This window comes from Sphaerisporangium rhizosphaerae (assembly GCF_042665155.1).
In the GTDB taxonomy this organism is placed as follows: domain Bacteria; phylum Actinomycetota; class Actinomycetes; order Streptosporangiales; family Streptosporangiaceae; genus Sphaerisporangium; species Sphaerisporangium rhizosphaerae.
The window spans coordinates 219,009-240,173 of the sequence record NZ_JBHTCG010000007.1; the positions used below are offsets into that span (position 1 = coordinate 219,009).

General features: G+C 71.8%; 18 protein-coding genes. 12 read left to right on the plus strand and 6 right to left on the minus strand.

The window, feature by feature from the left end:
- The first annotated feature begins 239 nt into the window (after positions 1-239).
- Positions 240-1,088, plus strand: a complete 849-nt coding sequence (locus ACFQSB_RS13220; RefSeq protein WP_380826604.1) for a helix-turn-helix domain-containing protein — start codon at positions 240-242, stop codon at positions 1,086-1,088.
- Complete coding sequence (locus ACFQSB_RS13225; RefSeq protein ID WP_380826605.1) at positions 1,070-1,282, plus strand: DUF397 domain-containing protein; 213 nt, start codon at positions 1,070-1,072, stop codon at positions 1,280-1,282. Before ACFQSB_RS13220 ends, ACFQSB_RS13225 begins: the two co-directional genes overlap by 19 nt.
- Positions 1,283-1,485: 203 nt before the next feature.
- Here ACFQSB_RS13225 and ACFQSB_RS13230 read toward each other — a convergent pair whose 3' ends face one another.
- Positions 1,486-2,688 carry a cysteine desulfurase-like protein gene (locus ACFQSB_RS13230; RefSeq protein ID WP_380826607.1) on the minus strand — a complete coding sequence of 401 codons (1,203 nt, stop codon included), beginning with the start codon at positions 2,686-2,688 and terminating at the stop codon, positions 1,486-1,488.
- 212 nt (positions 2,689-2,900) lie between these two features.
- The gene (locus ACFQSB_RS13235; RefSeq protein ID WP_380826608.1) at positions 2,901-3,719 is read right to left on the minus strand and encodes a hypothetical protein; all 819 of its coding nucleotides are present in this window, start codon (positions 3,717-3,719) and stop codon (positions 2,901-2,903) included.
- Between the two features lie 257 nt (positions 3,720-3,976).
- Between ACFQSB_RS13235 and ACFQSB_RS13240 the strand changes: the two genes are divergently transcribed.
- From ACFQSB_RS13240 to ACFQSB_RS13250, 3 genes are all read left to right on the plus strand, one after another.
- A complete protein-coding gene (locus ACFQSB_RS13240) occupies positions 3,977-4,354 on the plus strand; it encodes a hypothetical protein (protein WP_354836226.1) in 378 nt (125 codons plus the stop codon).
- Positions 4,355-4,396: 42 nt separating this feature from the next.
- Entirely contained in the window at positions 4,397-5,581 is a 1,185-nt protein-coding gene (locus ACFQSB_RS13245; protein ID WP_380826609.1) for a serine hydrolase domain-containing protein, read from the plus strand.
- Between the two features lie 265 nt (positions 5,582-5,846).
- Entirely contained in the window at positions 5,847-6,482 is a 636-nt protein-coding gene (locus ACFQSB_RS13250) for a Uma2 family endonuclease (RefSeq protein ID WP_380826610.1), read from the plus strand.
- A gap of 252 nt (positions 6,483-6,734) precedes the next feature.
- On the opposite strand, the gene ACFQSB_RS13255 is transcribed toward ACFQSB_RS13250, so the two are convergent.
- On the minus strand, positions 6,735-7,754 hold the full coding sequence (locus tag ACFQSB_RS13255; protein WP_380826611.1) for a LacI family DNA-binding transcriptional regulator: 1,020 nt from the start codon (positions 7,752-7,754) through the stop codon (positions 6,735-6,737).
- Between the two features lie 164 nt (positions 7,755-7,918).
- Here ACFQSB_RS13255 and arfA point away from each other — a divergent pair, with 164 nt between their 5' ends.
- Genes arfA through ACFQSB_RS13275 form a run of 4 tightly spaced genes read left to right on the plus strand, consistent with a single transcriptional unit; the run spans position 7,919 to position 12,541 of the window.
- Positions 7,919-9,439, plus strand: a complete 1,521-nt coding sequence (gene arfA, locus ACFQSB_RS13260; protein ID WP_459117332.1) for an arabinosylfuranosidase ArfA — start codon at positions 7,919-7,921, stop codon at positions 9,437-9,439.
- Positions 9,436-10,776 carry a substrate-binding domain-containing protein gene (locus ACFQSB_RS13265; protein WP_380826614.1) on the plus strand — a complete coding sequence of 447 codons (1,341 nt, stop codon included), beginning with the start codon at positions 9,436-9,438 and terminating at the stop codon, positions 10,774-10,776. The genes arfA and ACFQSB_RS13265 overlap by 4 nt, the downstream gene beginning before the upstream one ends.
- Entirely contained in the window at positions 10,773-11,705 is a 933-nt protein-coding gene (locus ACFQSB_RS13270; protein WP_354836216.1) for a carbohydrate ABC transporter permease, read from the plus strand. The genes ACFQSB_RS13265 and ACFQSB_RS13270 overlap by 4 nt, the downstream gene beginning before the upstream one ends.
- A complete protein-coding gene (locus ACFQSB_RS13275) occupies positions 11,702-12,541 on the plus strand; it encodes a carbohydrate ABC transporter permease (RefSeq protein WP_354924027.1) in 840 nt (279 codons plus the stop codon). Before ACFQSB_RS13270 ends, ACFQSB_RS13275 begins: the two co-directional genes overlap by 4 nt.
- A 66-nt stretch (positions 12,542-12,607) precedes the next feature.
- On the opposite strand, the gene ACFQSB_RS13280 is transcribed toward ACFQSB_RS13275, so the two are convergent.
- From ACFQSB_RS13280 to ACFQSB_RS13290, 3 genes are read right to left on the minus strand one after another with little or no spacing between them, the layout of a single operon-like run.
- Positions 12,608-14,122 (minus strand): MFS transporter, encoded by a 1,515-nt coding sequence (locus tag ACFQSB_RS13280; protein WP_380826615.1) that lies wholly within the window; start codon positions 14,120-14,122, stop codon positions 12,608-12,610.
- 22 nt (positions 14,123-14,144) lie between these two features.
- Positions 14,145-15,344: an acyltransferase family protein gene (locus tag ACFQSB_RS13285; RefSeq protein ID WP_380826616.1), complete on the minus strand. Its 1,200-nt coding sequence runs from the start codon at positions 15,342-15,344 to the stop codon at positions 14,145-14,147.
- 32 nt (positions 15,345-15,376) lie between these two features.
- Positions 15,377-16,132, minus strand: coding sequence for an alpha/beta hydrolase (locus tag ACFQSB_RS13290; RefSeq protein ID WP_380826618.1), 756 nt, complete (start codon positions 16,130-16,132; stop codon positions 15,377-15,379).
- Positions 16,133-16,344: 212 nt separating this feature from the next.
- Here ACFQSB_RS13290 and ACFQSB_RS13295 point away from each other — a divergent pair, with 212 nt between their 5' ends.
- From ACFQSB_RS13295 to lon, 3 genes are all read left to right on the plus strand, one after another.
- A complete protein-coding gene (locus tag ACFQSB_RS13295; protein WP_380826620.1) occupies positions 16,345-17,685 on the plus strand; it encodes a sensor histidine kinase in 1,341 nt (446 codons plus the stop codon).
- A complete protein-coding gene (locus ACFQSB_RS13300) occupies positions 17,682-18,335 on the plus strand; it encodes a response regulator (RefSeq protein WP_380826621.1) in 654 nt (217 codons plus the stop codon). The genes ACFQSB_RS13295 and ACFQSB_RS13300 overlap by 4 nt, the downstream gene beginning before the upstream one ends.
- A 331-nt stretch (positions 18,336-18,666) precedes the next feature.
- Positions 18,667-21,042: an endopeptidase La gene (gene lon, locus ACFQSB_RS13305; RefSeq protein ID WP_380826623.1), complete on the plus strand. Its 2,376-nt coding sequence runs from the start codon at positions 18,667-18,669 to the stop codon at positions 21,040-21,042.
- Positions 21,043-21,165 lie beyond the last annotated feature (123 nt).

Below are 21,165 nucleotides of genomic sequence, written 5' to 3' on the forward strand. Positions count from 1 at the left end.
CCCTTTCTCTGCCGTCTATTCCGGTGACTTGTCACGTTTCGCGCGGTGACCGACCGGCAGAATCGCCTTACCGTGCGCAAAGAATGCCCGCACGGCCCGCCGTTCCGAAGTAAATTCACACGGCAGGGAACGGCGATGAACGGCGGTGTACGGCCAACGACGACACGCCTGTCGTAAAGCGTCGTAAATTGACGTCCATCGCCGTTCTAGCTGCACTTCACCCCATGATTGGAGCGGTCATGAACGGTGAACCCGGCGCCGGGTCATGCTCTCCGCTGGAGCGCTTCGGCGCTGACCTGCGGGCGTACAGAATGGAGGCGGGCCTGTCGCAGGCGCGCATAGGAGAACGTCTTGGCTGTTCGCAGGATCTCGTGTCGCAGATCGAACTGGCCAAGCGAAGGCCGTCCCGTGATTACGCAGAAAGGCTCGATCAGATCTTCGGTCTATCTGCTAAATCGCACTTTGTCGCGCTATACAGGCTGATGCTTTCCCCTGACGGAGGACCGCGCTACCACCTGGCCTGGGTGGAGGAGATCGAACCCCGGGCCGGGGTGTTGCGCACCTGGGATCCGCTGCTGGCCCCCGGTTTGCTCCAGGTCGAGTCCTACGCCCGGTACATATTTCGGCGCGCTCCCATGATCACGGCAGCCGAGCTGGACCGGCGACTGGTCAGCCGGATACGGCGCAAACTGGTCCTGGACCGGCAGAACCCTCCGTTCACCCTCTGGGCGTTACTGGACGAGGGGATACTCCATCGGCCAGTGGGTGACCCGAAGACCATGTGCGAGCAACTGGACTATCTGCTGGAAACCGCGGAGCGTCCCAATGCGGCCATTCAGGTCGTGCCTTTGACCGCCGGTTGCACGCCGGGGCTGATGTCACAGTTCGCTATAGCGGAACTCTTGCCGGGCGGGCAGCCCGATACGGTGTACGCGGAATCCGCGGCCGAGGGGCTCGTCACGACGGACGAGGACATCGTGACCCAGGTCCGCGGCAGGTACGACGCCATAAGGGCGGACGCACACTCGCAGCAGGCATCGCTCATCTTGATCAAGGACGCTCGGGACCGATGGAAGAGACAGATATGAGCAAGGCCGACTGGCACAAGGCCACGGCGAGCGGAGACCAGGTGGGCTCGGGGTGCGTGGAGGTGGCGACGAATCTGCCGGGGGTGGTGGCGGTGCGGGATTCCAAGGATCCGGGCGGGCCGGTGCTGGTGTTCACCCCGCACGAATGGGCGTGCTTTCTCGACGGGGCCACCAAGGGCGAGTTCGACCTCTGACATCCGAGTCGCCGCTGCGCCGGACCCGCCACTGCGCCCGACCCGGCGCGGCAGGTCAGGGCGTGGTCGGCCCGAGCTGAGGACTGCCGACCGGCCTGTGGTGGCGTCCCCCACGCCGGGCGCCACTGGTCCGTGGTGGCGCCTACCACGCCGGGCGCCCCCGCCCGCGCGCATGGGCGCGGGCGGGGGCGAGGCGGGCGAGGTCAGGCGGTCAGGGCGTCGAGGCCGTCGAGGAGGCGGTCGACGTCGGATTCGTCGGTGTAGGGGGCGATGCCGGCGCGGACCGCTCCGGCATCGCCGAGTCCCAGCCATCGGCTGCACTCGAGGGCGTAGAAGCTGCCGGCCGGCGCGTTCACGCCACGCGCCGCGAGGAAGGAGTAGATCTCGGCGGAGTCCACGCCGTCCACCGAGAACAGCGTCGTGGGGGTGCGCCTGCGTCCGGGGGCGCCGTACAGGCGCATGCCGGGGATGCGGGCCAGCCCGTTCTCCAGTCGCTCGAGCATGACCTGCTCGTGGTCCTCCAGCGCGGTCATCGAGCGCACCAGCCGCTCGCGACGGGTGCCCGCGCCGGGGACGAGGCCGGCCAGGAAGTCGACGGCGGCCGTCGTGCCGGCGAGCAGCTCGTAGGGCAGCGTGCCGAGCTCGAAGCGCTCGGGAACGGCGCCCGTCTGCGGCAGGAGCTTGTCGGAGTGGACGCCCTCCAGCAGCTCCGGGTCGGCGGCCAGGACGCCGAGGTGCGGGCCGAGGAACTTGTACGGCGAGCAGGCGTAGAAGTCGGCGCCGAGCGCCCCGATGTCGACCACGCTGTGCGGGGTCAGGTGCACCCCGTCCACGAAGAGTAGCGCCCCGGCGGCGTGCGTGCGCTCGGCGATCGCGGGGACGTCCGGCCGGGTGCCCAGCAGGTTGGACGCGCCGGTGACGGCGACGAGCCTGGTGTGCGGGCCGAGCAGCCCGGCGACCGCCTCCACGTCCAGCTCGCCGCTCTCGCGGTCGAACTCGGCCCACCGCACCGTGACCCCGCGCGCCTCGGCGGCGTGCACCCAGGGCCGGATGTCGGCGTCGTGGTCGAGCCGGCTGACCACGACCTCGTCGGCGGGGTTCCAGTCCTTGGCCAGCGCGCGGGCCAGGTCGTAGGTGAGCTGGGTCATGCTGCGGCCGAACACGATGCCCGCCGGCACGCCCGCGAGCAGGTCGGCCATCGCGCGCCGCGCGTCCAGGACGATCTGGTCGGCGCGGACCTCGGCGGCGGTCACCGACCCCCGGTTGGCCACGGCGGCCGTCAGCGCGCCGGCCACCGCGTCGGCCACGGCGTCGGGCACCTGCGTGCCGCCGGGCCCGTCGAAGTGCGCCGCCCCTTCCTTCAGTGCCGGGAACCGCTCTCGCACCGCCGCGACGTCGTACGTCACCAGACCTCCACTGTCGTCATTGAAACGACCTTTTCGCAGCGTGCGGCGTTTGCCAAGTTCGTGACGGCGGGCGTCCGGCGCGTGACGCAAAGCCGCCCACCCGTAACGGGGAACCGCCCGTGCGTGACGGGAAGCCGCCTGTGCGTGACGCAAAGCCGCTGCACGGGAAGCGAGGCGGGAGCGGGTGCGGAGCCGGGGAGGAAAGGAGCCGGTCAGGCGACGAGCTTGGAGGCGGCGGTCCAGGTGTCGCAGGAACGCGGGTCGCGGGAGGCGTGCCCCCTGTCGAGCCAGCGGGCGATGCTCGCGCCCCTGCCCTGCCGTCCCGGCTTCTTGCCCTCGTCGCCGTTGTCCTTCATCAGCTCCAGCAGGGCCCGCCAGCTCTCGGCCTCGCGCGCCGCGGTCTTCCAGGTGGCGCCGAGGAAGATCCCGGCCAGGCATTTCGACTGCAGTGAGTACCGGCGGAACTGTTCGTTCAGCTCGGCCTTGGAGGAGTACGGGATCGCCTCGAACGCCTTGCCGATGCCGGTGAGCCGCTGCAGGTGGTAGGCGTACACGCCGGCGACGAGCTGGAAGTGGAAGATCTCGCGGGTGCGCAGGTAGTCCTTGTCCGCGAGCACCGCGCCGGTCGAGGTGTCGTCGCAGTACGACCCGGCCTGGTCCTTGCCCCAGGCGTCGCCGCAGAAGCGGGCGCCCTTGGTGAGCACGACCAGCTTGGCGGGGGTGAAGGGCAGCCCCGCCTTGCGGAAGTAGCCCTCCCACGCCGTGTTCATGCACCCCCACAACGCCTGGAGCGTCTTCGCGGCGGCCTTGGCGCCGGCCGTGCTGAGCGCGCCCTTCCGGCACTCGAAGACGGGCAGGGCGCCGCTCTTGTACAGCTTGTTGGCCGTCAGCGCCGGCGCGTTCTTGACGGGATAAGCGGCGGAGGCCCCCGCGGCGGACAGGACGACGGCGGCGGAGGCCGGCGCGGCGGGCAACGGGACGACCGCGGCCACAAGCGCCGTGACGACCGTCGCGACCAGAGGTCTCCCCATGACCACCAGACGCTAGCCGAGCGAGTGACCTCGATCAATGCGCATGCCAAAGCGTGATGAAGCTCGCTCGCCCGGCCACGCGGCGACTCGGCGGACGGTGAAACCTTGTCTTCCTCGTTGACGAGGTTGGTCCGTCTCCACTAGCTTCGTCTCTGACAGAGACGAGGTTCTGCCGGTCGTCGCCTGGGCGAAGATCTCGCCGCGGCATGGTAGTAATGAGACCCCCGAAGGAGGCCGGACGGACGAGTTGGTGCGCCATGACCGAGCGATTCCTCGGCGTCGTGGGCATCGGCGAGGCGCTGGGAGTGAGCCGGCACGCGGTGCACAAGTGGCGCTCCCGCTATCCCGGCGACTCCACCCATCCTTTTCCTGAGCCCGACGTCGAGGTCGACGGGGCTCCCGGCTGGCGTCCTGACCGGCTTGCGGAGATCGTGCGGTGGCGCGACGGCCTGCCCGGCCGCGGTGCGGGAGGAGGCCGCCCGTCCGCCGCGCGCCAGGAGTACTTCAGGGCGGCGGCGGCGCACGGCCTGGACCGCGACGAGGCGACGCGCGCGCTCGTCACCTTCACCGAAGAGTTCCCCGAGATGACCGAGCCGGAGATCTGCGCCTGGCTCATCGAGAAGTGGCGCAGGTAGCCACTTCCCGGCCACCCCCAGCGAGACGGAAGGCGATGACGCATGCCCGAAATAGGTGGACAGACCGCACCGGGATTCGAAGGAGTGCGCGAGGCGTTCGCGGCCAACCTGGCCGGCGGGCAGGAGGTGGGCGCGGCGGTCGGCGTCTACCTGCACGGCCGCAAGGTCGTCGACCTGTGGGGCGGCGTCGCCGACCCCGAGACCGGCCGCCGCTGGGAGCGCGACACCCTCCAGGTGGTGTTCTCCACCACCAAGGGGATCACCGCCGCCTGCGCGCACCTACTGGCCCAGCGTGGCGAACTGGACCTGGACGCGCCCGTCGCCGAGTACTGGCCGGAGTTCGCGGCGAACGGCAAAGAGCGCATCCCCGTCCGATGGCTGCTCACCCACCAGGCGGGGCTCCCCGCGCTCGATCGCCCGGTCACCCCGGCCGAGGCGATCGCCTGGGAGCCGATGGTGACCGCCCTGGCCGCCCAGCGCCCGTTCTGGGAGCCGGGAACCGACCACGGCTACCACGGGCACACCTACGGCTGGCTGGTCGGCGAGGTCGTCCGCCGGGTGACCGGCCGCGGCATCGGCACGTTCCTCGCCGAGGAGATCGCCGCGCCGCTCGGCCTGGACCTGTGGATCGGGCTGCCGGAGTCCGAGCGGCACCGGGTGAGCCGGATCATCGCCCCCTCCTACGACCTGGACGCGCTGGCCGCCGTCGATCTGGACTCCCTGCCGGAGTCCGCGCGCGAGGTGATGAGCGCCTACACCGACCCCACGTCGCTGACCATGCGGGCGATGACCGTCATCACGCCGATGCCGAACCACGACGATCCCGCCGAGCAGGCCGCCGAGATGCCCTCGACCAACGGCATCTGCACCGCCCGCGCGCTGGCCCGCTTCTACGCCGCGCTCATCGGCGAGGTCGACGGGCACCGCATCCTCTCGTCCGAGACCCTGGCCGCGGCGACCAAGGAGCAGGCCGGTGGCGTCGACCGCGTCCTGCGCGTGCCCGTCCGCCTCGGCACCGGTTTCGGCCTGCCGACGCCCGACGCCTTCTGGTACAGCCCGACCGCCTTCGGGTTCCCCGGCTACGGCGGGTCGCTGGGCTTCGCCGACCCGGCGACCGGCCTGGCCTTCGGCTACGTCATGAACCACATCCAGGAAGGCGTGCCGGACCTGAGAGCCGCCGCCCTCCTCGACGCCGTCCGAACCGCCATCAAGGCACACGCCGGATAGCCCCGGAGCGCTCGCGGGCTCCGCGTGGCGCCGAGGCCATGAGGCGCGGATCATGCTCTCCCCGACCATCGGACGGTAGGAGGCGCGGACCTTCTGGACGGGATGGTCGAGGGGCCGTCGAGGCACCTTGGGGGACCGATTCCGAGTCGGTCCACGGTGACCCGAACGTGACGCCACGATTACCGAGGGTCATGCCGGAACCTGGTGTGCCGGTTGGCCCGTGCCCTGTGGGCGGTGCACACTGGACGGTGTGGAAGGAGATCCGATGAGCGCGCTCCCCTTGGCCGAGGGATGGCCGGGGCCGTCGGCAGAGCGGGCTCATCTGGTGATGCTCCCCGACCACCCCGGCCCGTACACCGTCGACGACTGGCTCGCGCTTCCGCAGACCGAGGAGCGCATCGAGCTCATCGACGGGAGTTTCGTGGTGAGTCCTGCCCCCGCGGCCGACCACGCGCTGTGCGCCCAGCGGCTGGTGCGCGCCCTTCTCGACGCCGCGCCGCATGACGTGGAGGTGGTCGAGAGTCCGAACGTGCAGGTCGGCAAAGAGGGGTTCATCCCCGACGTGGTGGTCGCCCGGGCGGAGCCGATCGTCGCCGGGGCCGTGGTGCTCGACTGTGACGACGTGCTGATGGTGGTCGAGATCGTCAGCCCCGGCAACAGGAAGCGCGACTACGTCGTCAAGCCGCCCTCCTACGCCGAGGCCGGGGTGCCGGTGTTCCTGCGCGTCGAGCTGCACGCGGAGGGGCCCATGCCGCTGGTCGAGGCGTTCGCCGAGCGTGGCGGAGAGTACGAACCCCTCGCCACCGCCCGCGCCGGGCAGATCCTGGTGCTGACCGACCCGTTCGAGGTACGTCTGGACCCGGCCGAGCTCACAGGCCCCCGGCGTCCACGCCAACGGTGACCGGGAGGTTCGCCGGGTCTCCGCCGTAGACGGCGCCGGCGTTCGCCGTACACCGTCCCGCCGACGCGGCGCCGTCGGGGGGATCCTTGGGACGGGTGGAAGGAGTTCGTCGGCGGAGGGGGGCCGTCACAGGACCGGTCCCCCCTGGGGATCCGCCGACCAGGTCATGTCCGGTGCTGGAAGGCCGGATATGACTGGTCGGGTCCGCCTGTCGGGTTGTCGACTCATGGGGGGGACTTCCGGCCCGGCGTGTCAGGGCCTCGTGGGTGAGGTGCTTTCTCTGATCTTGAGGTGGTAGGAGGCGCGGACCTCCTGGACGGGGTGGTCGAGGGGGCCGTCGAGGCGGCGTTTGAGCAGGTCGACGGCCACGCGGGCCAGTTCGTCCTTGTCGGGGGCGACCGTGGTGAGGGTCGGGGTGCTGAACCGGCCGTCCTCGATGTCGTCCACCCCGGCGACCGCGATGTCCTGCGGGACGCGCAGGCCGGCCGACAGGATGGCCCGCATCGCGCCGAGGGCCAGCAGGTCGTTGAAGCAGAACACCGCGTCCGGCCGGTCGGGGGAGTCCAGCAGCGTCTCCATCGCGGCGGCGCCTTCCGCCCGGCCGAACCGCTCGACCTCGACGACGGTCTCGGGCAGGCCGTGCGCCGCCATCGCCTCCCGGTAGCCCTCCAGGCGGACCGAGGAGGTGCCGCTCGGGGCGTTCTCCTGGGCGCCGAGCGCGGCGACGCGGGTGCGGCCGAGGCCGATCAGGTGCTCGGTGACCTCGCGCGCCGCGCGCACGTTGTCGATCGCCACGTGGTCGGCGGGGCCGTCGTGGATGCGCTCGCCGAGCAGCACCAGCGCGGTGTCGTCGCTGCGGGCGGCGAGTTCCTCCTTGCCGATGGCGACCGGGCTCAGGATGAGCCCGTCGATGCGGTGGTCGCGCACGCCGTCCAGCACCTGGCGCTCGCGCCCGAGGTCGCCGTCGGTCTGCTCGATGACCACGATCCACCGGTGCTCGGCGGCGGCGGCGATGACGAACCGGGACAGCTCGGCGAAGTACGGCTTGTCGATCTCGGGGAGGCCGAGCGCGATCACCCCGGTGCGGCCCTGGCGCAGGTTGCGGGCGGAGAGGTTCGGGCGGTAGTCCAGCTCCGACAGCGCCCGGTCGACCTTCTCCCGTGTGGCGGCGGAGACGTGCGCGTAACCGTTGACCACGTTGGAGACGGTCTTCACCGACACCCCGGCCAGGCGCGCGACGTCGCGCAGGCTCACTCCCACGGTGCCTCCCACGTGGCCATCCTTCCCCGTCCCCGCTTCGATCTCCGCCTACGACGGTACCGGTCCTATCGCACGTAACAGCACGGTATCGGGGTGTTTGGGCCTGTTTACAACGTTGAAACAACGTTGTACAAATCCACGTACCACTGAACGCGCGATGACAGAGAGGTCGTGCCTTGGCTGCGGCTGCTCATATCTCCCTTGACCCCTCCTTCCGGATCGCCCCGGTGGAGCCGCGGCTGTTCGGCTCGTTCGTCGAGCACATGGGCCGCACGGTCTACTCCGGCGTCTTCGAGCCGGGCCATCCGCTGGCCGACGCCGACGGCCTGCGCACCGACGTGCTGGAGCTGACCCGCGAGCTCGGCGTGACCCTGGTGCGCTACCCCGGCGGCAACTTCGTCTCCAACTACCGGTGGGAGGACGGCGTCGGCCCCGTGGAGGACCGGCCGGCCCGCCTGGACCTCGCCTGGCGCAGCCTGGAGGACAACAGCTTCGGGCTCAACGAGTTCATGGCCTGGGCGGCCAAGGCGGGCGTCGAGCCGATGATGGCGCTCAACCTCGGCACCCGCGGCGTGGCCGAGGCGCTGGAGCTGGTCGAGTACGCCAACTACCCCGGCGGCACCCGCCTGTCGGAGCTGCGCCGCTCGCACGGCGTCGACAAGCCGCACGACGTGCGCCTGTGGTGCCTGGGCAACGAGCTGGACGGGCCGTGGCAGATGGGCCACAAGACCGCCGGCGAGTACGGCCGGCTCGCCGCCGAGACCGCGAGGGCGCTCAAGCGCTTCGACCCCAACCTGTCCCTGGTCGCCTGCGGCAGCTCCAACAGCGGGATGGCGACCTTCGGCTCGTGGGAGGCCGAGGTGCTTGAGGCGACCTACGACATGGTCGACTACATCTCGCTGCACGCCTACTACGACCCGAGTGACGGCGACGCCGACTCCTTCCTGGCCAGCGCGGCCGACATGGACCACATGATCAAGTCCATCGCCGCGACCGCCGACCACGTGGGCGCCAAGCTGCGCAGCCGCAAGAAGATCAAGCTGTCGTTCGACGAGTGGAACGTCTGGTACCAGAGCCGCTTCAAGGGCGAGTCGTCCCTGGAGTGGGCCGCCCACCCCCGGCTCATCGAGGACGTCTACGACGTCACCGACGCGGTCGTCGTCGGCAGCCTGCTCATCACGCTGCTGCGCAACGCCGACCGGGTGGGCGTCGCCTGCCAGGCCCAGCTCGCCAACGTCATCGCACCGATCATGACCGAGCCGGGCGGCCCGGCGTGGCGGCAGACGATCTTCCACCCGTTCGCGCTCACCGCCCGGTACGCCCGGGGCGAGGTGCTGCGGGTCGAGCCGGACTCCCCGCTCATCGAAACCGCCAAGTACGGCGAGGTGCCCGCCATCTGGGCGACCGCCACCCACGACCCGGAGACCGGCGAGATCACGCTGTTCGCGGTCAACCGCGACCGCCACGGCGCGCTGCCGCTCGAGATCGCGCTGCCGGGGGACATGCGCGTGGCCGAGCACCTCGAACTGGCCGACGACGACCCCTCCGCGCGCAACACCGCGGCCGACCCCGAGCGCGTCGTCCCACGTCAAGGCACGGGTGCCGCCCTGGACGGCCGACGCGCCACGCTTACGCTTCCGCCCGTTTCTTGGACTATTGTCCGCTTTGCTCCCCTCACCGCCAGGAGTGCACGATGACCTCTCCTCTGTCCCGCCGTTCCTTCCTCGGACTGTCCGGCGCCGTCGGGCTGACCGCGACGCTGGCCGCCTGCGGCGGCGGCACCAAGATCGGCGCCGACGGCGGCGCGCCCGCCTCGGCCGCGCCCACCTTCTCCGGCGGCGAGTACAACGGCCCGAAGGTCACCCTGGAGTTCTGGAACGGCTTCACCGGCGGCGACGGCCCGCACTTCCGGGCCATGCTGGAGGAGTTCAACAAGCAGTACGCCGGCCGCATCGAGGTCCGCAACGTGACCCGGCGCTGGGAGGACCTCTACCCGGCGCTGCCCACCGCCATCGCCGCGAACAAGGGCCCGGACGTGGCGGTCATCCACATCGACTGGATCGGCACCTTCGCCGCCCGCTCGGTGCTCACCCCGCTCGACGACGTCGTGTCCGCCCTCAAGATCAGCGACGCCGACTTCATCCCGGCCATCTGGAACGCCGGCGTCTACGACGGCAAGCGCTACGCCGTCCCGCTGGACGTCCACTGCCTGGGCGACTACTGGAACGCCGCGCACCTGGACAAGATCGGCCTGAAGGACGCGCCCAAGGACAAGGCTTCCTACGAGGACGCCCTGGCCGAGCTGGCCAAGGCCGGCGTGGCGCAGCCGTTCTGGATGCCGAACAAGTGGCCGGCCCACCTGATGTTCATGTCCCTGCTGTGGCAGAACGGCGGCGAGCTGTACAGCCAGGACGGCGCCAAGGCCCTGTGGGGCGGCGCCGAGGGCGAGCAGGCGCTGGCCTGGATGATCGAGCAGATCGACAAGGGCCGCAGCCCGGCCAAGGTCGCCATCGACAGCCAGTACGCCGCCTTCAAGAACGACAAGACCAGCTTCACCTGGGACGGCATCTGGCAGATCAACGACCTGAAGACCAACGCCCCGAGCCTCAAGTGGGGCCTGTCCTCGGTGCCCGCCATCGGCGCCACCCCCGCGGTGTGGAGCTCCTCGCACAACTTCGTCATGACCGCGCAGGCGGCGAAGGACGCCGACAAGGTGCAGGCGGCCAAGTTCTTCATCGACCACATCAGCCGCCAGTCCACCGAGTGGGCCAAGGCCGGCATGATCCCCGCCCGCAACTCCGTCCGGCAGGACCCCTCGATCGCCGACCTGCCGCAGATCAAGCTGGCCGAGAACCCCGACGTCTTCCGCTTCCTGCCCGCGCTGCCCGGCGTCGGCGACGTGCAGTCCAAGGCCCTTGAGCTGGCCGTGGCCAAGGCGGTGCTGAAGCAGTCCTCGCCGGCGGACGCGCTGAAGGAGGGCGTGAAGACCGCCGACCAGCTGCTGGCCGACAACAAGCGGAAGTACGGCCGGTGAGCGTGCTCACCCGCTCGCGGGACCTCGCGGGGGCGGCCGCCGCCCCCGCCGGGGCCGCGCGCCGAATGCGCTGGTGGACCCCTTACGCCTTCCTGGCCCCCTACCTGCTGCTGTTCGCGGTCTTCATGGTGCTGCCGATCGGCTTCGGCCTCTACACCAGCCTCCACGAGTGGGACATCAGCCTGCCGGCCAAGCCGTTCGTCGGCCTGGCCAACTACGCCGAGCTGTTCGACCCCGCAAGCGTCGACGGCTCGCGCTTCTGGACGGCGATGCGGGCCACCGGCGTCTTCACCCTGTTCTCGGTGCCCCTGCTCATCCTGCTGCCGCTGTTCGCGGCGCTGCTGATGAACGGGCGCTTCCGCGGGCGCAACCTCTACCGCGCCGTCTACTTCGCCCCCTACGTCCTCGGGGTGGCCGTGGTCGGGTTCGTCTGGCGGTACCTGCTGGACGGCAACATCGGCCTGATCAACCACTACCTGGGCCTGGACGTGCAGTGGACCACCGACGTGCCGCCCGCCTGGATCGCCCTCGTCGGGGTCACCGTGTGGTGGACGCTCGGCCTGAACGCCGTCATCTTCCTGGCCGGGCTGCAGGACATCCCGCGTGAGCTGTACGAGGCCGCGATGGTGGACGGCGCGGGGCCGGCGGCCCGCTTCCGGTCGGTGACGCTGCCGGGGCTGCGGCCGGTCATGGTCTTCGTGGTCAACGCCACGATCCTCGCCTCGGCCAACATGTTCGGCCAGTCGTACCTGATCACGGCGGGCGCGCCCGCCGACCAGACCAAGACGGCGATCTACCTCATCGCCGAGACCGGCCTGCGGCGCTTCGACATGGGCAGCGCCTCGGCGATGAGCTTCATCCTCGCCGGGTTCCTCATGTGCGCCAGCGCCCTGGTCTTCGGCGCCTTCCGCGACAGGAGGACCTCGTGACCGCGCCTGCTCCGCGCCGGGTGCGCCGGGCCCTGCTCCACCTGGTGCTGGCCGTCGTCGCCGCGCTCTACATCAGCCCGCTGGTGTACATGGTGCTCACCTCGTTCAAGACCCGCGGGGCCGCGGGGTCCACCGAGCCCCAGTGGATACCGAGCCCGGCGACCCTGGACGCCTACCGGGAGATCCTGAACAGCCCCGACAGCCCGATCTTGACCTGGTTCGCCAACAGCCTGATCGCGGCCGTCGGCCACGCCGCCCTGGTGCTGCTCACCGCGACCCCCGCCGCCTACGCCCTCGCCCGGCTGCGCTTCCGCGGGCGGTCGACGATCTTCGCGGTGATCGTCGCGACACTGTTCGTGCCGCCGGTGGTGCTGCTCATCCCGAACTTCCTCATCGTCAACGAGCTGTCGTGGGTGGACAGCCTGCCCGCGGTGATCGTGCCCGCGGCGGCGGGCGGCTTCGGGGTCTTCTTCCTGCGGCAGTTCTTCATCACGCTCCCGGCGGAGCTGGAGGAGGCGGCCGAACTGGACGGGGCCGACCGCTGGCGGATCTTCACCTCGATCGCGCTGCCGCTGGCCAAGCCGGCGCTGGTCACGCTGTTCCTGCTGTCGTTCCTGACCAACTGGAACGACTTCCTGTGGCCCATCTACGTGCTGCTCAGCCCGGACTCGCTGACCCTGCCCGCCGGGCTCGGCAACTTCCAGAGCGCCAACACCATCCGCTACGACCTGCTGATGGCCGGTGCGGTGATCGCCAGCCTCCCGGTGATCCTGCTCTACCTGGTCGCCCAGCGCTGGGTCATCGAGGGCATCTCCCGCTCCGGCCTCAAGGGCTGAGGCCTTGTCGGCGCCCCACGCGTCGAGGCCGCGTCCGGGCCTCGACGGCTGCGGCGCCGCCGACGGTCAGCGCGAGCGTGGCCGCGGCCGGGTGGCGGGGCGGTCGCGGGTCTCCTCGATCGGGGTGCAGGGTTGCAGCGGAGGGGCGTCGAGGTTGCACGCGGCCTTGCGGTCGGGGGCTCGCAGCACGTTGGTCCGGATGGTGAGGAAGGTCAGCACGGCGGCGCAGGCCATCATCGCGGCGCTGATCAGGATCGCGGTGCGGAACCCCGAGGTGAAGGCGGTCGCCGAGGTGTAGGCGGCGCCGGTCAGCCCGACCAGCGGGGGGATGGCCGCGACGGCCAGCAGGCCGCCGGTGCGCGCCACCGCGTTGTTGACGCCGCTGGCCACGCCCGCGAACCGCTCCTCGGCCGTGGCCAGCACGGTCGCGGTCAGCGGCGCGACCGCCGAGGAGGTGCCGAGGCCGAACAGCACGACCGGCGGCAGCACGTCCAGCAGGTAGGAGGCGCCCGGCCCGATGCGGCTCATCAGGACCAGCCCGCCCGTGCAGAGCAGGATGCCCACCGTCATCGGCAGCCTGGGCCCGATGCGCTTGGCCAGGTCGCCCGCGCGGGGGGACAGAACGAGCATCAGCAGCATGACCGGGAGCATCGCCGACCCGGAGGCAAGCGGCGAGAACCCGGCGGCGACCTGGAGTTCGACGACCAGCAGGAAGAACACCACGCCCATCGCCGCGTACATGATGAGCGTGACCACGTTGACGGCGGTGAACTCGCGGGAGGCGAACACGCGGACCGGCACCAGCGCCGACACCGCCGCCCCGGCCCGCGAACGGCGGATCTCCAGCACGACGAAGGCGGCGCCCAGCGCGACGCCGGCCAGCGCCGACAGCAGCGGGATGGCCGTCCCGCGCTCGATCAGCCCGTAGGTGATCCCGGCCAGGGCCAGCGCGGCGAGCATGGCGCCCAGGATGTCGAAGCGGCCGTCCATCGCGTCGTCGCGGGTCTCGGGCACGTGCCGCGCCGCGACGGCCACCGTCAGCGCGGCCAGCGGCAGGTTGATCAGGAAGACCCAGCGCCAGCCCGCCGTCTCCACCAGCCACCCGCCGAGCAGGGGGCCGACCGCGCCGGCGACGCCGCCCAGGCCCGACCAGGCGCCGACGGCGCGCGGGCGGTCGTCGCGGGCGAAGGACGACTGGATGATGGCCAGTGAGCCCGGGGTGAGGAGCGCCCCGCCGATGCCCTGGAGGCCGCGGGCCAGCACCAGCGTCTGGATGTTGGGCGCCAGCCCGCACAGCGCGGAGGCCAGCGCGAACCAGACGACGCCGATGACGAAGATCTTGCGCCTGCCGTACCGGTCGCCGAGGGAGCCGCCGAGCAGGATCAGCCCGGCCAGGGTGAGGGTGTAGGCGTTCACCGTCCACTGGAGGCCGGAGATCGACGCGCCGAGGTCGTTGCCGAGCCGGGGAAGCGCGACGTTGACCACCGTGCCGTCGAGGAAGGCCATTCCCGAACCCAGCACGGTGGCGAACAGAACCCACCGGCCACTTGGGGATTTGAGCCGGATTCCACCCTTTTCCATGCCGTCCATCATGCTCTGACCTTCAGTGTGCTCCGAACATCCCGTCTTGCCCGGCCCCGCCCATGCCAGAGGCCGAGGTGGTGCGCTGGTGTCGCGCACGCCGGTCCCGGTGCGGGGGCAGTGCGCAGAGGAGAGCGACGAGGACGGCGGGCAGCGGCAGCCAGGACACCCGCTCAAGCAGCCATACGGGTGAGTCAGGCGCGCCAAGGAGGCCGGGGACGGCCGGGCCGGACGGCAGCGCGGCCAGCAGGACCACGGCCAGCGCCGTCTGGTGCCACAGGAAGACCGTCATCGCCGACAGGTTGACCAGGACGGCCGCCGCCCACACGCGTGGACGCCGCATGAGGGAGGTCAGCGGCCGGTGCAGTAGCATGACCAGGCCCACCTGGGCGATCCCGAAGCACACCGCGGCCAGGGTGGGCGGGCTGAGGTTGGACACCCGCGCCCCGGTGACTCCGACCATGCTCGCCGGGTAACCGAAGCCGGTGACCAGGATCACCGTCCCCGCCGCCCCGCCCGCCAGCATCGCCGCCGCTCCCCATCCTCCACCGAGCCGCGGCGCGTCACCGGCCCCGCGGGCGAGACCGAGGGCGTACGGGACGAGCCAGCCGGCGAGCACGTTGGTCCAGGCCGGCCACGCGGGGCCGCCCAGGCCGAAGCGGATCACGTCCGTGACCAGGACCAGCACGACCGCCGCGACGGCCGCGTGGACGGGCGGCACCCGGACCAGCAACGGAGTGACCGCGGTGAGCAGGCCGTACACGCCGAGGAACCACAACGGGCCGAGGGCCGGGACGGCCAGGGAGCGCAGCGACCCCGGCGGCACGCCGGCAGCCGCGAGCAGGACCAGCAGTCCGGCCCACACCGCGAGCAGCGGCCCTGCCGGGACGAGCAGGCGGCGCAGGCGGGGGCGGACCCACGCCCCGCCCGGCTCCCGGCCGAGGCTGCGCGCCGCCGCGTACCCGCCCACGAAGAAGAACACGGCCAGCGTCTGGAGCACCCACGACAGCGGAACCAGACCGGGCATGGCGGAGAGCGGGCTGGTGACCCGGAGGTGCCCGAGATCGTCCACCACCCAGGCGGTCACGAGCCAATGCCCCGCCATCACTCCGAAGATCGCCAGGGCGCGCAGCGCGTCGGCTCCCCGATCGCGCGTGGCCGGCGTGCCCGCCTCGATCCGCCCGGCGAGCCGGTCCCACGCCCGCCGCACCGGAACCGTCACGCGTGCTCCGGGCAGGGTCCCCGCCCGCCGCGTCATGGCGCGCTCACTTCGGAGGCGCGGCCGAGCGTGATCAACGCCAGGTTCCGCAGGGACACGCCACCCGGCTGGAAGTAGTCGCTGTGCCCGGCCGTTCCGGCCGCGAAGAGCAGCGCGCCGAATGAGGGGCGCGCCGGGTCGGCGCCGAAACCGAGATGCCCGATGCGCACCGGGGGGACGAAGCGCATCCAGTCGTCACCGCCGCGGCCCGCCCACAACCGGGCCCGGGCGCCGAGATCCCGCGCCCGGCTGACACCGAGGCCGGGGCTGCCGAAAACGGCCACGTCGGCCACGGGCAGTCCGGGCAGGGCCTTCGCGCAGACCACCGAGCCGTAGCTGTGGCACAACAGCGTCACCGGAGCGGAGGTGATCGAGCGGACGCGGGCGACGGCGCGGCGCAGTTCTCCGGCGCCCTCCTCGGCGACCGCGTCGGTGGCCGCCGCGAGACTGACGGCCCGCGGGCTGTCGTACCCGAGCCAGGCGATCACCGCCGGCCGGGCCGCCGGGTCCAGGGCCCGCACCTGCGCGACCAGGGCGCGCGCGGCGCCGCCCGGCGTGCTGTACGCCTTGCGCCGCCCACCGTCGAAGGTGGCCCGCGTGACGTCGGCGCCGGGCACGATGACGGCGACCCGGTCCGCCGTCGCCAGGTCGCCGAAGACCGTGACCCTACGATCGTCGGGAGTGGGGGTGAGCAGGATGAGGACGCCGAGTGCGCCGGTGAGGGAGATCGCTGCGAAAGCGCTCGTGGCCATGGGGGAGCCTCCTGTCCGGTCCGCGGCGCGCTCGCCGCGGACACGGCAGCAAGCTAGGAATCGCGATCGCTGACCCGCGTCCCCGGCAGGTGTGGTCTTCTCCGCTCCCGCCCTGGTACACGGCCGTGCGGTGCGGTGGCACCACGGGGTGAGGCGGAGAGATCACCCCTGGGGGTGACGCCGGGCGAGGGCATGGCTCGTACGCTGGGGCGGTGATCTCGCGCGCCTGGTCCGGGCTCGTCCGGTCGGCCTCGCCGCTGACCGCGGCGCTGGTCACCGGGACGGCGGAGCCCGCGGGCCCGCGGTCGCGGTCGCGGTGGCTGCGGCTCGCCGTGCCGGCGTGGGCGCGGTGGGCGCCGTTCGCCACCGTCGACCTCGTCCTCGTCGCCGACCTGGTGCTGGCCTTCATCCTGCTCGGCACTGGCGTGTCGTACCTGGAGACGGAGGCGGTGGCGTCCCACTTCTCCCCCGATGGGCCCGTCTTGATCGTGCTCGCCGCCGCCTACGCGGTGCCGGTCGCTCTGCGCGAGCGCTGGCCGGTGGCGGCGTGGCGGATCTCGGCGATGGCAGCGGTGGTGGGCGGCCTGGTCAACCCGCGCATCCTCGACGGCGCGATGGGCGGCGCCGCCGGCCACGGTGACGGCGTGATGCCCTACGTGGCGGCTCAGGCGATCACCTATCTGCTCTGCGCGTACTCGATCGCCGTGCGCGCTGATCGCAACGTCGTGATCGGGGTCTGGATCGTCTCGGTGGTGGGTGCGTGGATCATCCATCCGAACTCGATGTTCCTTGCCACGGTCCTGGTGACGGTGGCCCTGCTGTTCGGCCAGAACGTCCGGGCACGCAGGCGGGCGACCGGCCGGCTGGAGGAGGAGCGGCGGCACGGCGAGGAGCAGCGGGCGGCGCGCAGCGTGCTGGAGGAGCGCACGCGCATCGCCCGCGAGCTGCACGACATCGTCGCCCACCACATGTCCGTGATCGCGATCCAGGCGGAGGCCGTGCCGCTGCGGGCCCAGGGCGAGGTCGTGGCCCTGGAGGCGGGGCTGGCCGAGATCAGGGTGCTGTCGCTGGCGGCGCTCGCCGAGATGCGCCAGGTGCTGGGCGTCCTGCGTGGTGCGGACGGCCGCCGGGAGACGGCGCCGCAACCGGGGCTGGACCGGCTGGAGGACCTGATCGGCAATGTCCGGGCTGCTGGGCTCGCCGTCACGACGGAGGTGTCCGGCCCTCTCGACCTGCCGGCCGCAGTCGGCCTGTCGGCGTACCGGATCCTGCAGGAGTCGCTGAGCAACGCGATGCGGCACGCGCCCGGGTCGCCGGTGCGAGCCGAGATCGAGCGGACGGCCGCCGAGCTGAGGCTGAGCGTCACCAACGGCCCCGCCGACGCGCCTCCGGCCGCCACCTCGGACGGACCGGGCCAGGGGATCACGGGGATGCGCGAGCGCGCGGCTCTTCTGGGTGGCACCCTGGAAGCCGCGCCCATGGCGGACGGCGGGTTCTCTGTGACGGCCACCCTGCCGCTCGCCGCCGAACCCGCCGCGCCGGAGGAATCGTGATCCGTGTCCTGATCGCCGACGACCAGGGCATGGTCCGCACCGGCTTCACCACCTTCCTCGGCACCCAGCCCGACATCGAGGTCGTCGCGGAGGCCGTCAACGGTCAGGAGGCGGTGACGCGGGCGGCCGAGCTGGCGCCGGACGTGGTGCTGATGGACGTCCGCATGCCGGTGATGGACGGGCTGGAGGCGACGCGCCGCATCCTCGCGGGCACCGCCACCAAGGTCCTGATCCTGACGACCTTCGACCTGGACGACTACGTCTACGAGGCGCTGCGGACGGGGGCGAGCGGCTTCCTGCTCAAGGACGCCTCCGCGCAGCAGCTCGTCGAGGCCGTGCGGGTGGTCGCCGCAGGGGAGGCCCTGCTGGCCCCGTCGGTCACCAGGCGGCTGATCGCCGAGTTCGCCCGGCTCGGCGGGCCGCGGGCCCCGACCGTGAAACGGCTGGCCGAGTTGACCGGACGCGAGACCGAAGTGCTGGCGCTGATGGCCCAGGGCCTGTCCAACGGGGAGATCGCCGGGCGGCTGGTGGTGTCGGAGCAGACGGTGAAGACGCACGTCGGCCGCGTCCTGGCCAAGCTGGGTCTGCGCGACCGTGCCCAGGCCATCGTCTTCGCCTACGAGACCGGCCTGGTGCGTCCCGGCGACTGACCGCCGGCCGGGGTCCACGCGCGGGCGGTGGCCCGCCTAGATCGCGCATTGGCTCGCCGTCCCCCTCGAGGGGTGATCGGGCACCGGCGGTGAGGGTCACGGGGTTGCCGCCGACGGTCGTTCATGTCGGAGTCAGGGCTCGTCATGTGCTGTGAACTGCGATGACGCTTCGCATGCGACAGGCTGGCGGCGCCGGTGGACGGCGGGCGAGGGACGCGGCCGACGTCGCCGATTACAGAATTACGATCGCTGCAAGCGAACAAGCGCAGACATGGGAACAATCTCGGGCTCTCATTAATTGAGTCGATGTAACTCAACCCTTGGAGTTCGCATGAGTGAGAGCTTGATCCTCCCGGTGCTTCCGCTGGACGACGAGGTCGTCCTGCCCGGCATGGTCGTTCCCCTCGACCTGTCGGACGCCGAGGTGCGCGCCGCCATCGACGCCGCGCGGGCCACCTCCCAGCAGAGCAAGCCGCGCGTGCTGCTTGTTCCGCGCATCGACGGCAAGTACGGCGCCGTCGGCGTCTCGGCGGTCGTCGAGCAGATCGGAAGGCTTCCCGGCGGCGAGCCCGCCGCCGTCGTCCGCGGTGTCGAGCGGGTGCGCATGGGCTCGGGCACGACCGGCCCCGGCGCGGCCCTGTGGGTGGAGTCGACCCGCATGGAGACCGTCCCCGCCGACGGCCGCGCCGAGGAGGCGGCCAAGGAGTACAAGGCCCTGGCCACCACGATCATGCAGAAGCGCGGCGCCTGGCAGATCGTCGACGCCATCAACCAGATCGAGGACGCCTCGGTCCTGGCCGACAGCTCCGGGTACGCGCCGTGGCTCACCACGCCCCAGAAGGTCGAGCTGCTGGAGAACGCCGACCCGGCCGAGCGGCTGGCCCGGCTGGTCGAGTGGGCCCGCGAGCACCTGGCCGAGCTGGACGTCGCCGAGACGATCCGCAAGGACGTCCAGGAGGGCATGGAGAAGCAGCAGCGCGAGTTCCTGCTGCGCCAGCAGCTCGCCGCCGTCCGCAAGGAGCTCGCCGAGCTGAACGGGGACGCCGCCTCCGAGGAGGAGGACTACCGCGCCCGCGTCGAGGCCGCCGAGCTGCCGGAGAAGGTCCGCGAGGCCGCGCTCAAGGAGGTCGACAAGCTCGAGCGCACCTCCGACCAGTCGCCCGAGACCGGCTGGATCCGCACCTGGCTGGACACCGTGCTCGACATCCCGTGGAACGAGCGCACCGAGGACTCCTACGACATCACCGCCGCGCGGGCGGTGCTCGACGCCGACCACACCGGCCTCGACGACGTCAAGGACCGCATCATCGAGTACCTCGCCGTCCGCAAGCGGCGCGCCGACCAGGGGCTCGGCGTGGTGGGCGGCCGCCGCAGCGGCGCCGTCCTGGCGCTGGCCGGCCCTCCCGGAGTCGGCAAGACCTCTCTCGGCGAGTCGGTCGCCCGCGCCATGGGTCGTAAGTTCGTCCGCGTCGCCCTCGGCGGCGTCCGCGACGAGGCCGAGATCCGCGGCCACCGGCGCACCTACGTCGGCGCGCTGCCCGGCCGCATCGTGCGGGCGATCCGCGAGGCCGGAAGCATGAACCCCGTCGTCCTGCTGGACGAGGTGGACAAGGTCGGGGCCGACTACCGGGGCGACCCGACGGCGGCGCTGCTGGAGGTGCTGGACCCGGCGCAGAACCACACCTTCCGCGACCACTACCTGGAGGTCGAGCTCGACCTGTCCGACGTGCTGTTCCTGGCCACCGCCAACGTCCTTGAGGCGGTGCCCGGCCCGCTGCTCGACCGCATGGAGATCGTGACCCTCGACGGCTACACCGAGGACGAGAAGGTCGCGATCGCCCGCGACCACCTGCTGCCCCGCCAGCTCGACAAGGCCGGTCTGACCTCCTCGGAGGTCACCGTCGAGGAGGAGGCGCTGCGCAGGCTCGCCGGCGAGTACACCCGGGAGGCCGGCGTCCGCTCGCTGGAGCGGGCGATCGCCCGGGTGCTGCGCAAGGTGACGGCCAACGCGGCCTTGGAGCAGGCGGCGCTGCCGGTGCACGTCGGGGCCGGCGACCTGGTCGGCTACCTCGGCAGGCCGCGGCACGTGCCGGAGTCCTCGCTGCCGGAGTCGGCGCAGCGCACGGCCGTGGCGGGCGTCGCGACCGGGCTCGCGGTGACCGGCGCCGGCGGCGACGTGCTGTACGTCGAGGCGTCGCTGGCCGACCCCGAGACCGGCTCCACGGCCGTCACGCTCACCGGCCAACTCGGCGAGGTGATGAAGGAGTCGGCGCAGATCGCCCTGTCCTACCTGCGTTCGCGCGGCGCCGAGATGGAGCTGCCGGTCGGGTCGCTGAAGGACCGGTCGGTGCACATCCACGTCCCGGCGGGCGCGATCCCGAAGGACGGCCCGTCGGCGGGCGTCACGATGACCACCGCCCTGGCCTCGCTGCTGTCGGGCCGCCCGGTGCGCTCGGACGTGGCGATGACCGGCGAGGTCTCGCTGACCGGCCGGGTGCTGCCGATCGGCGGCGTCAAGCAGAAGCTGCTCGCCGCCCACCGGGCGGGCATCACCACGGTGCTCATCCCGGCGCGCAACGAGCCCGACCTGGACGACGTGCCCGAGGAGGTCCGCAACGAGCTGACCGTCCACGCGGTGAGCGACGTGCGGGAGGTGCTGGCCATCGCGCTGACCCCGGCCACGGTGGCCGAGACCGCCGCCGTCTGACCTCGGCACGGCCCGGTCCTCGCCGCGGTGTGCACCGGGCCGTCACCGGCCCGGTGCACACCCTGGCCGAAGCGCAGGGACATTTCTGGACGAATCATTCGGTCGCTTGACCGGATGATTCGT

Coding starts and splice junctions, on each gene's coding strand:
- ACFQSB_RS13265 (WP_380826614.1), top strand. CDS start 9,436: ATGACCTCTCCTCTGTCCCGCCGTTCCTTCCTCGGACTGTCCGGCGCC.
- ACFQSB_RS13240 (WP_354836226.1), top strand. CDS start 3,977: ATGACCGAGCGATTCCTCGGCGTCGTGGGCATCGGCGAGGCGCTGGGA.
- ACFQSB_RS13290 (WP_380826618.1), bottom strand. CDS start 16,132: ATGGCCACGAGCGCTTTCGCAGCGATCTCCCTCACCGGCGCACTCGGC.
- ACFQSB_RS13245 (WP_380826609.1), top strand. CDS start 4,397: ATGCCCGAAATAGGTGGACAGACCGCACCGGGATTCGAAGGAGTGCGC.
- ACFQSB_RS13220 (WP_380826604.1), top strand. CDS start 240: ATGAACGGTGAACCCGGCGCCGGGTCATGCTCTCCGCTGGAGCGCTTC.
- ACFQSB_RS13235 (WP_380826608.1), bottom strand. CDS start 3,719: ATGGGGAGACCTCTGGTCGCGACGGTCGTCACGGCGCTTGTGGCCGCG.
- lon (WP_380826623.1), top strand. CDS start 18,667: ATGAGTGAGAGCTTGATCCTCCCGGTGCTTCCGCTGGACGACGAGGTC.
- ACFQSB_RS13225 (WP_380826605.1), top strand. CDS start 1,070: ATGGAAGAGACAGATATGAGCAAGGCCGACTGGCACAAGGCCACGGCG.
- ACFQSB_RS13250 (WP_380826610.1), top strand. CDS start 5,847: ATGAGCGCGCTCCCCTTGGCCGAGGGATGGCCGGGGCCGTCGGCAGAG.
- ACFQSB_RS13280 (WP_380826615.1), bottom strand. CDS start 14,122: ATGGAAAAGGGTGGAATCCGGCTCAAATCCCCAAGTGGCCGGTGGGTT.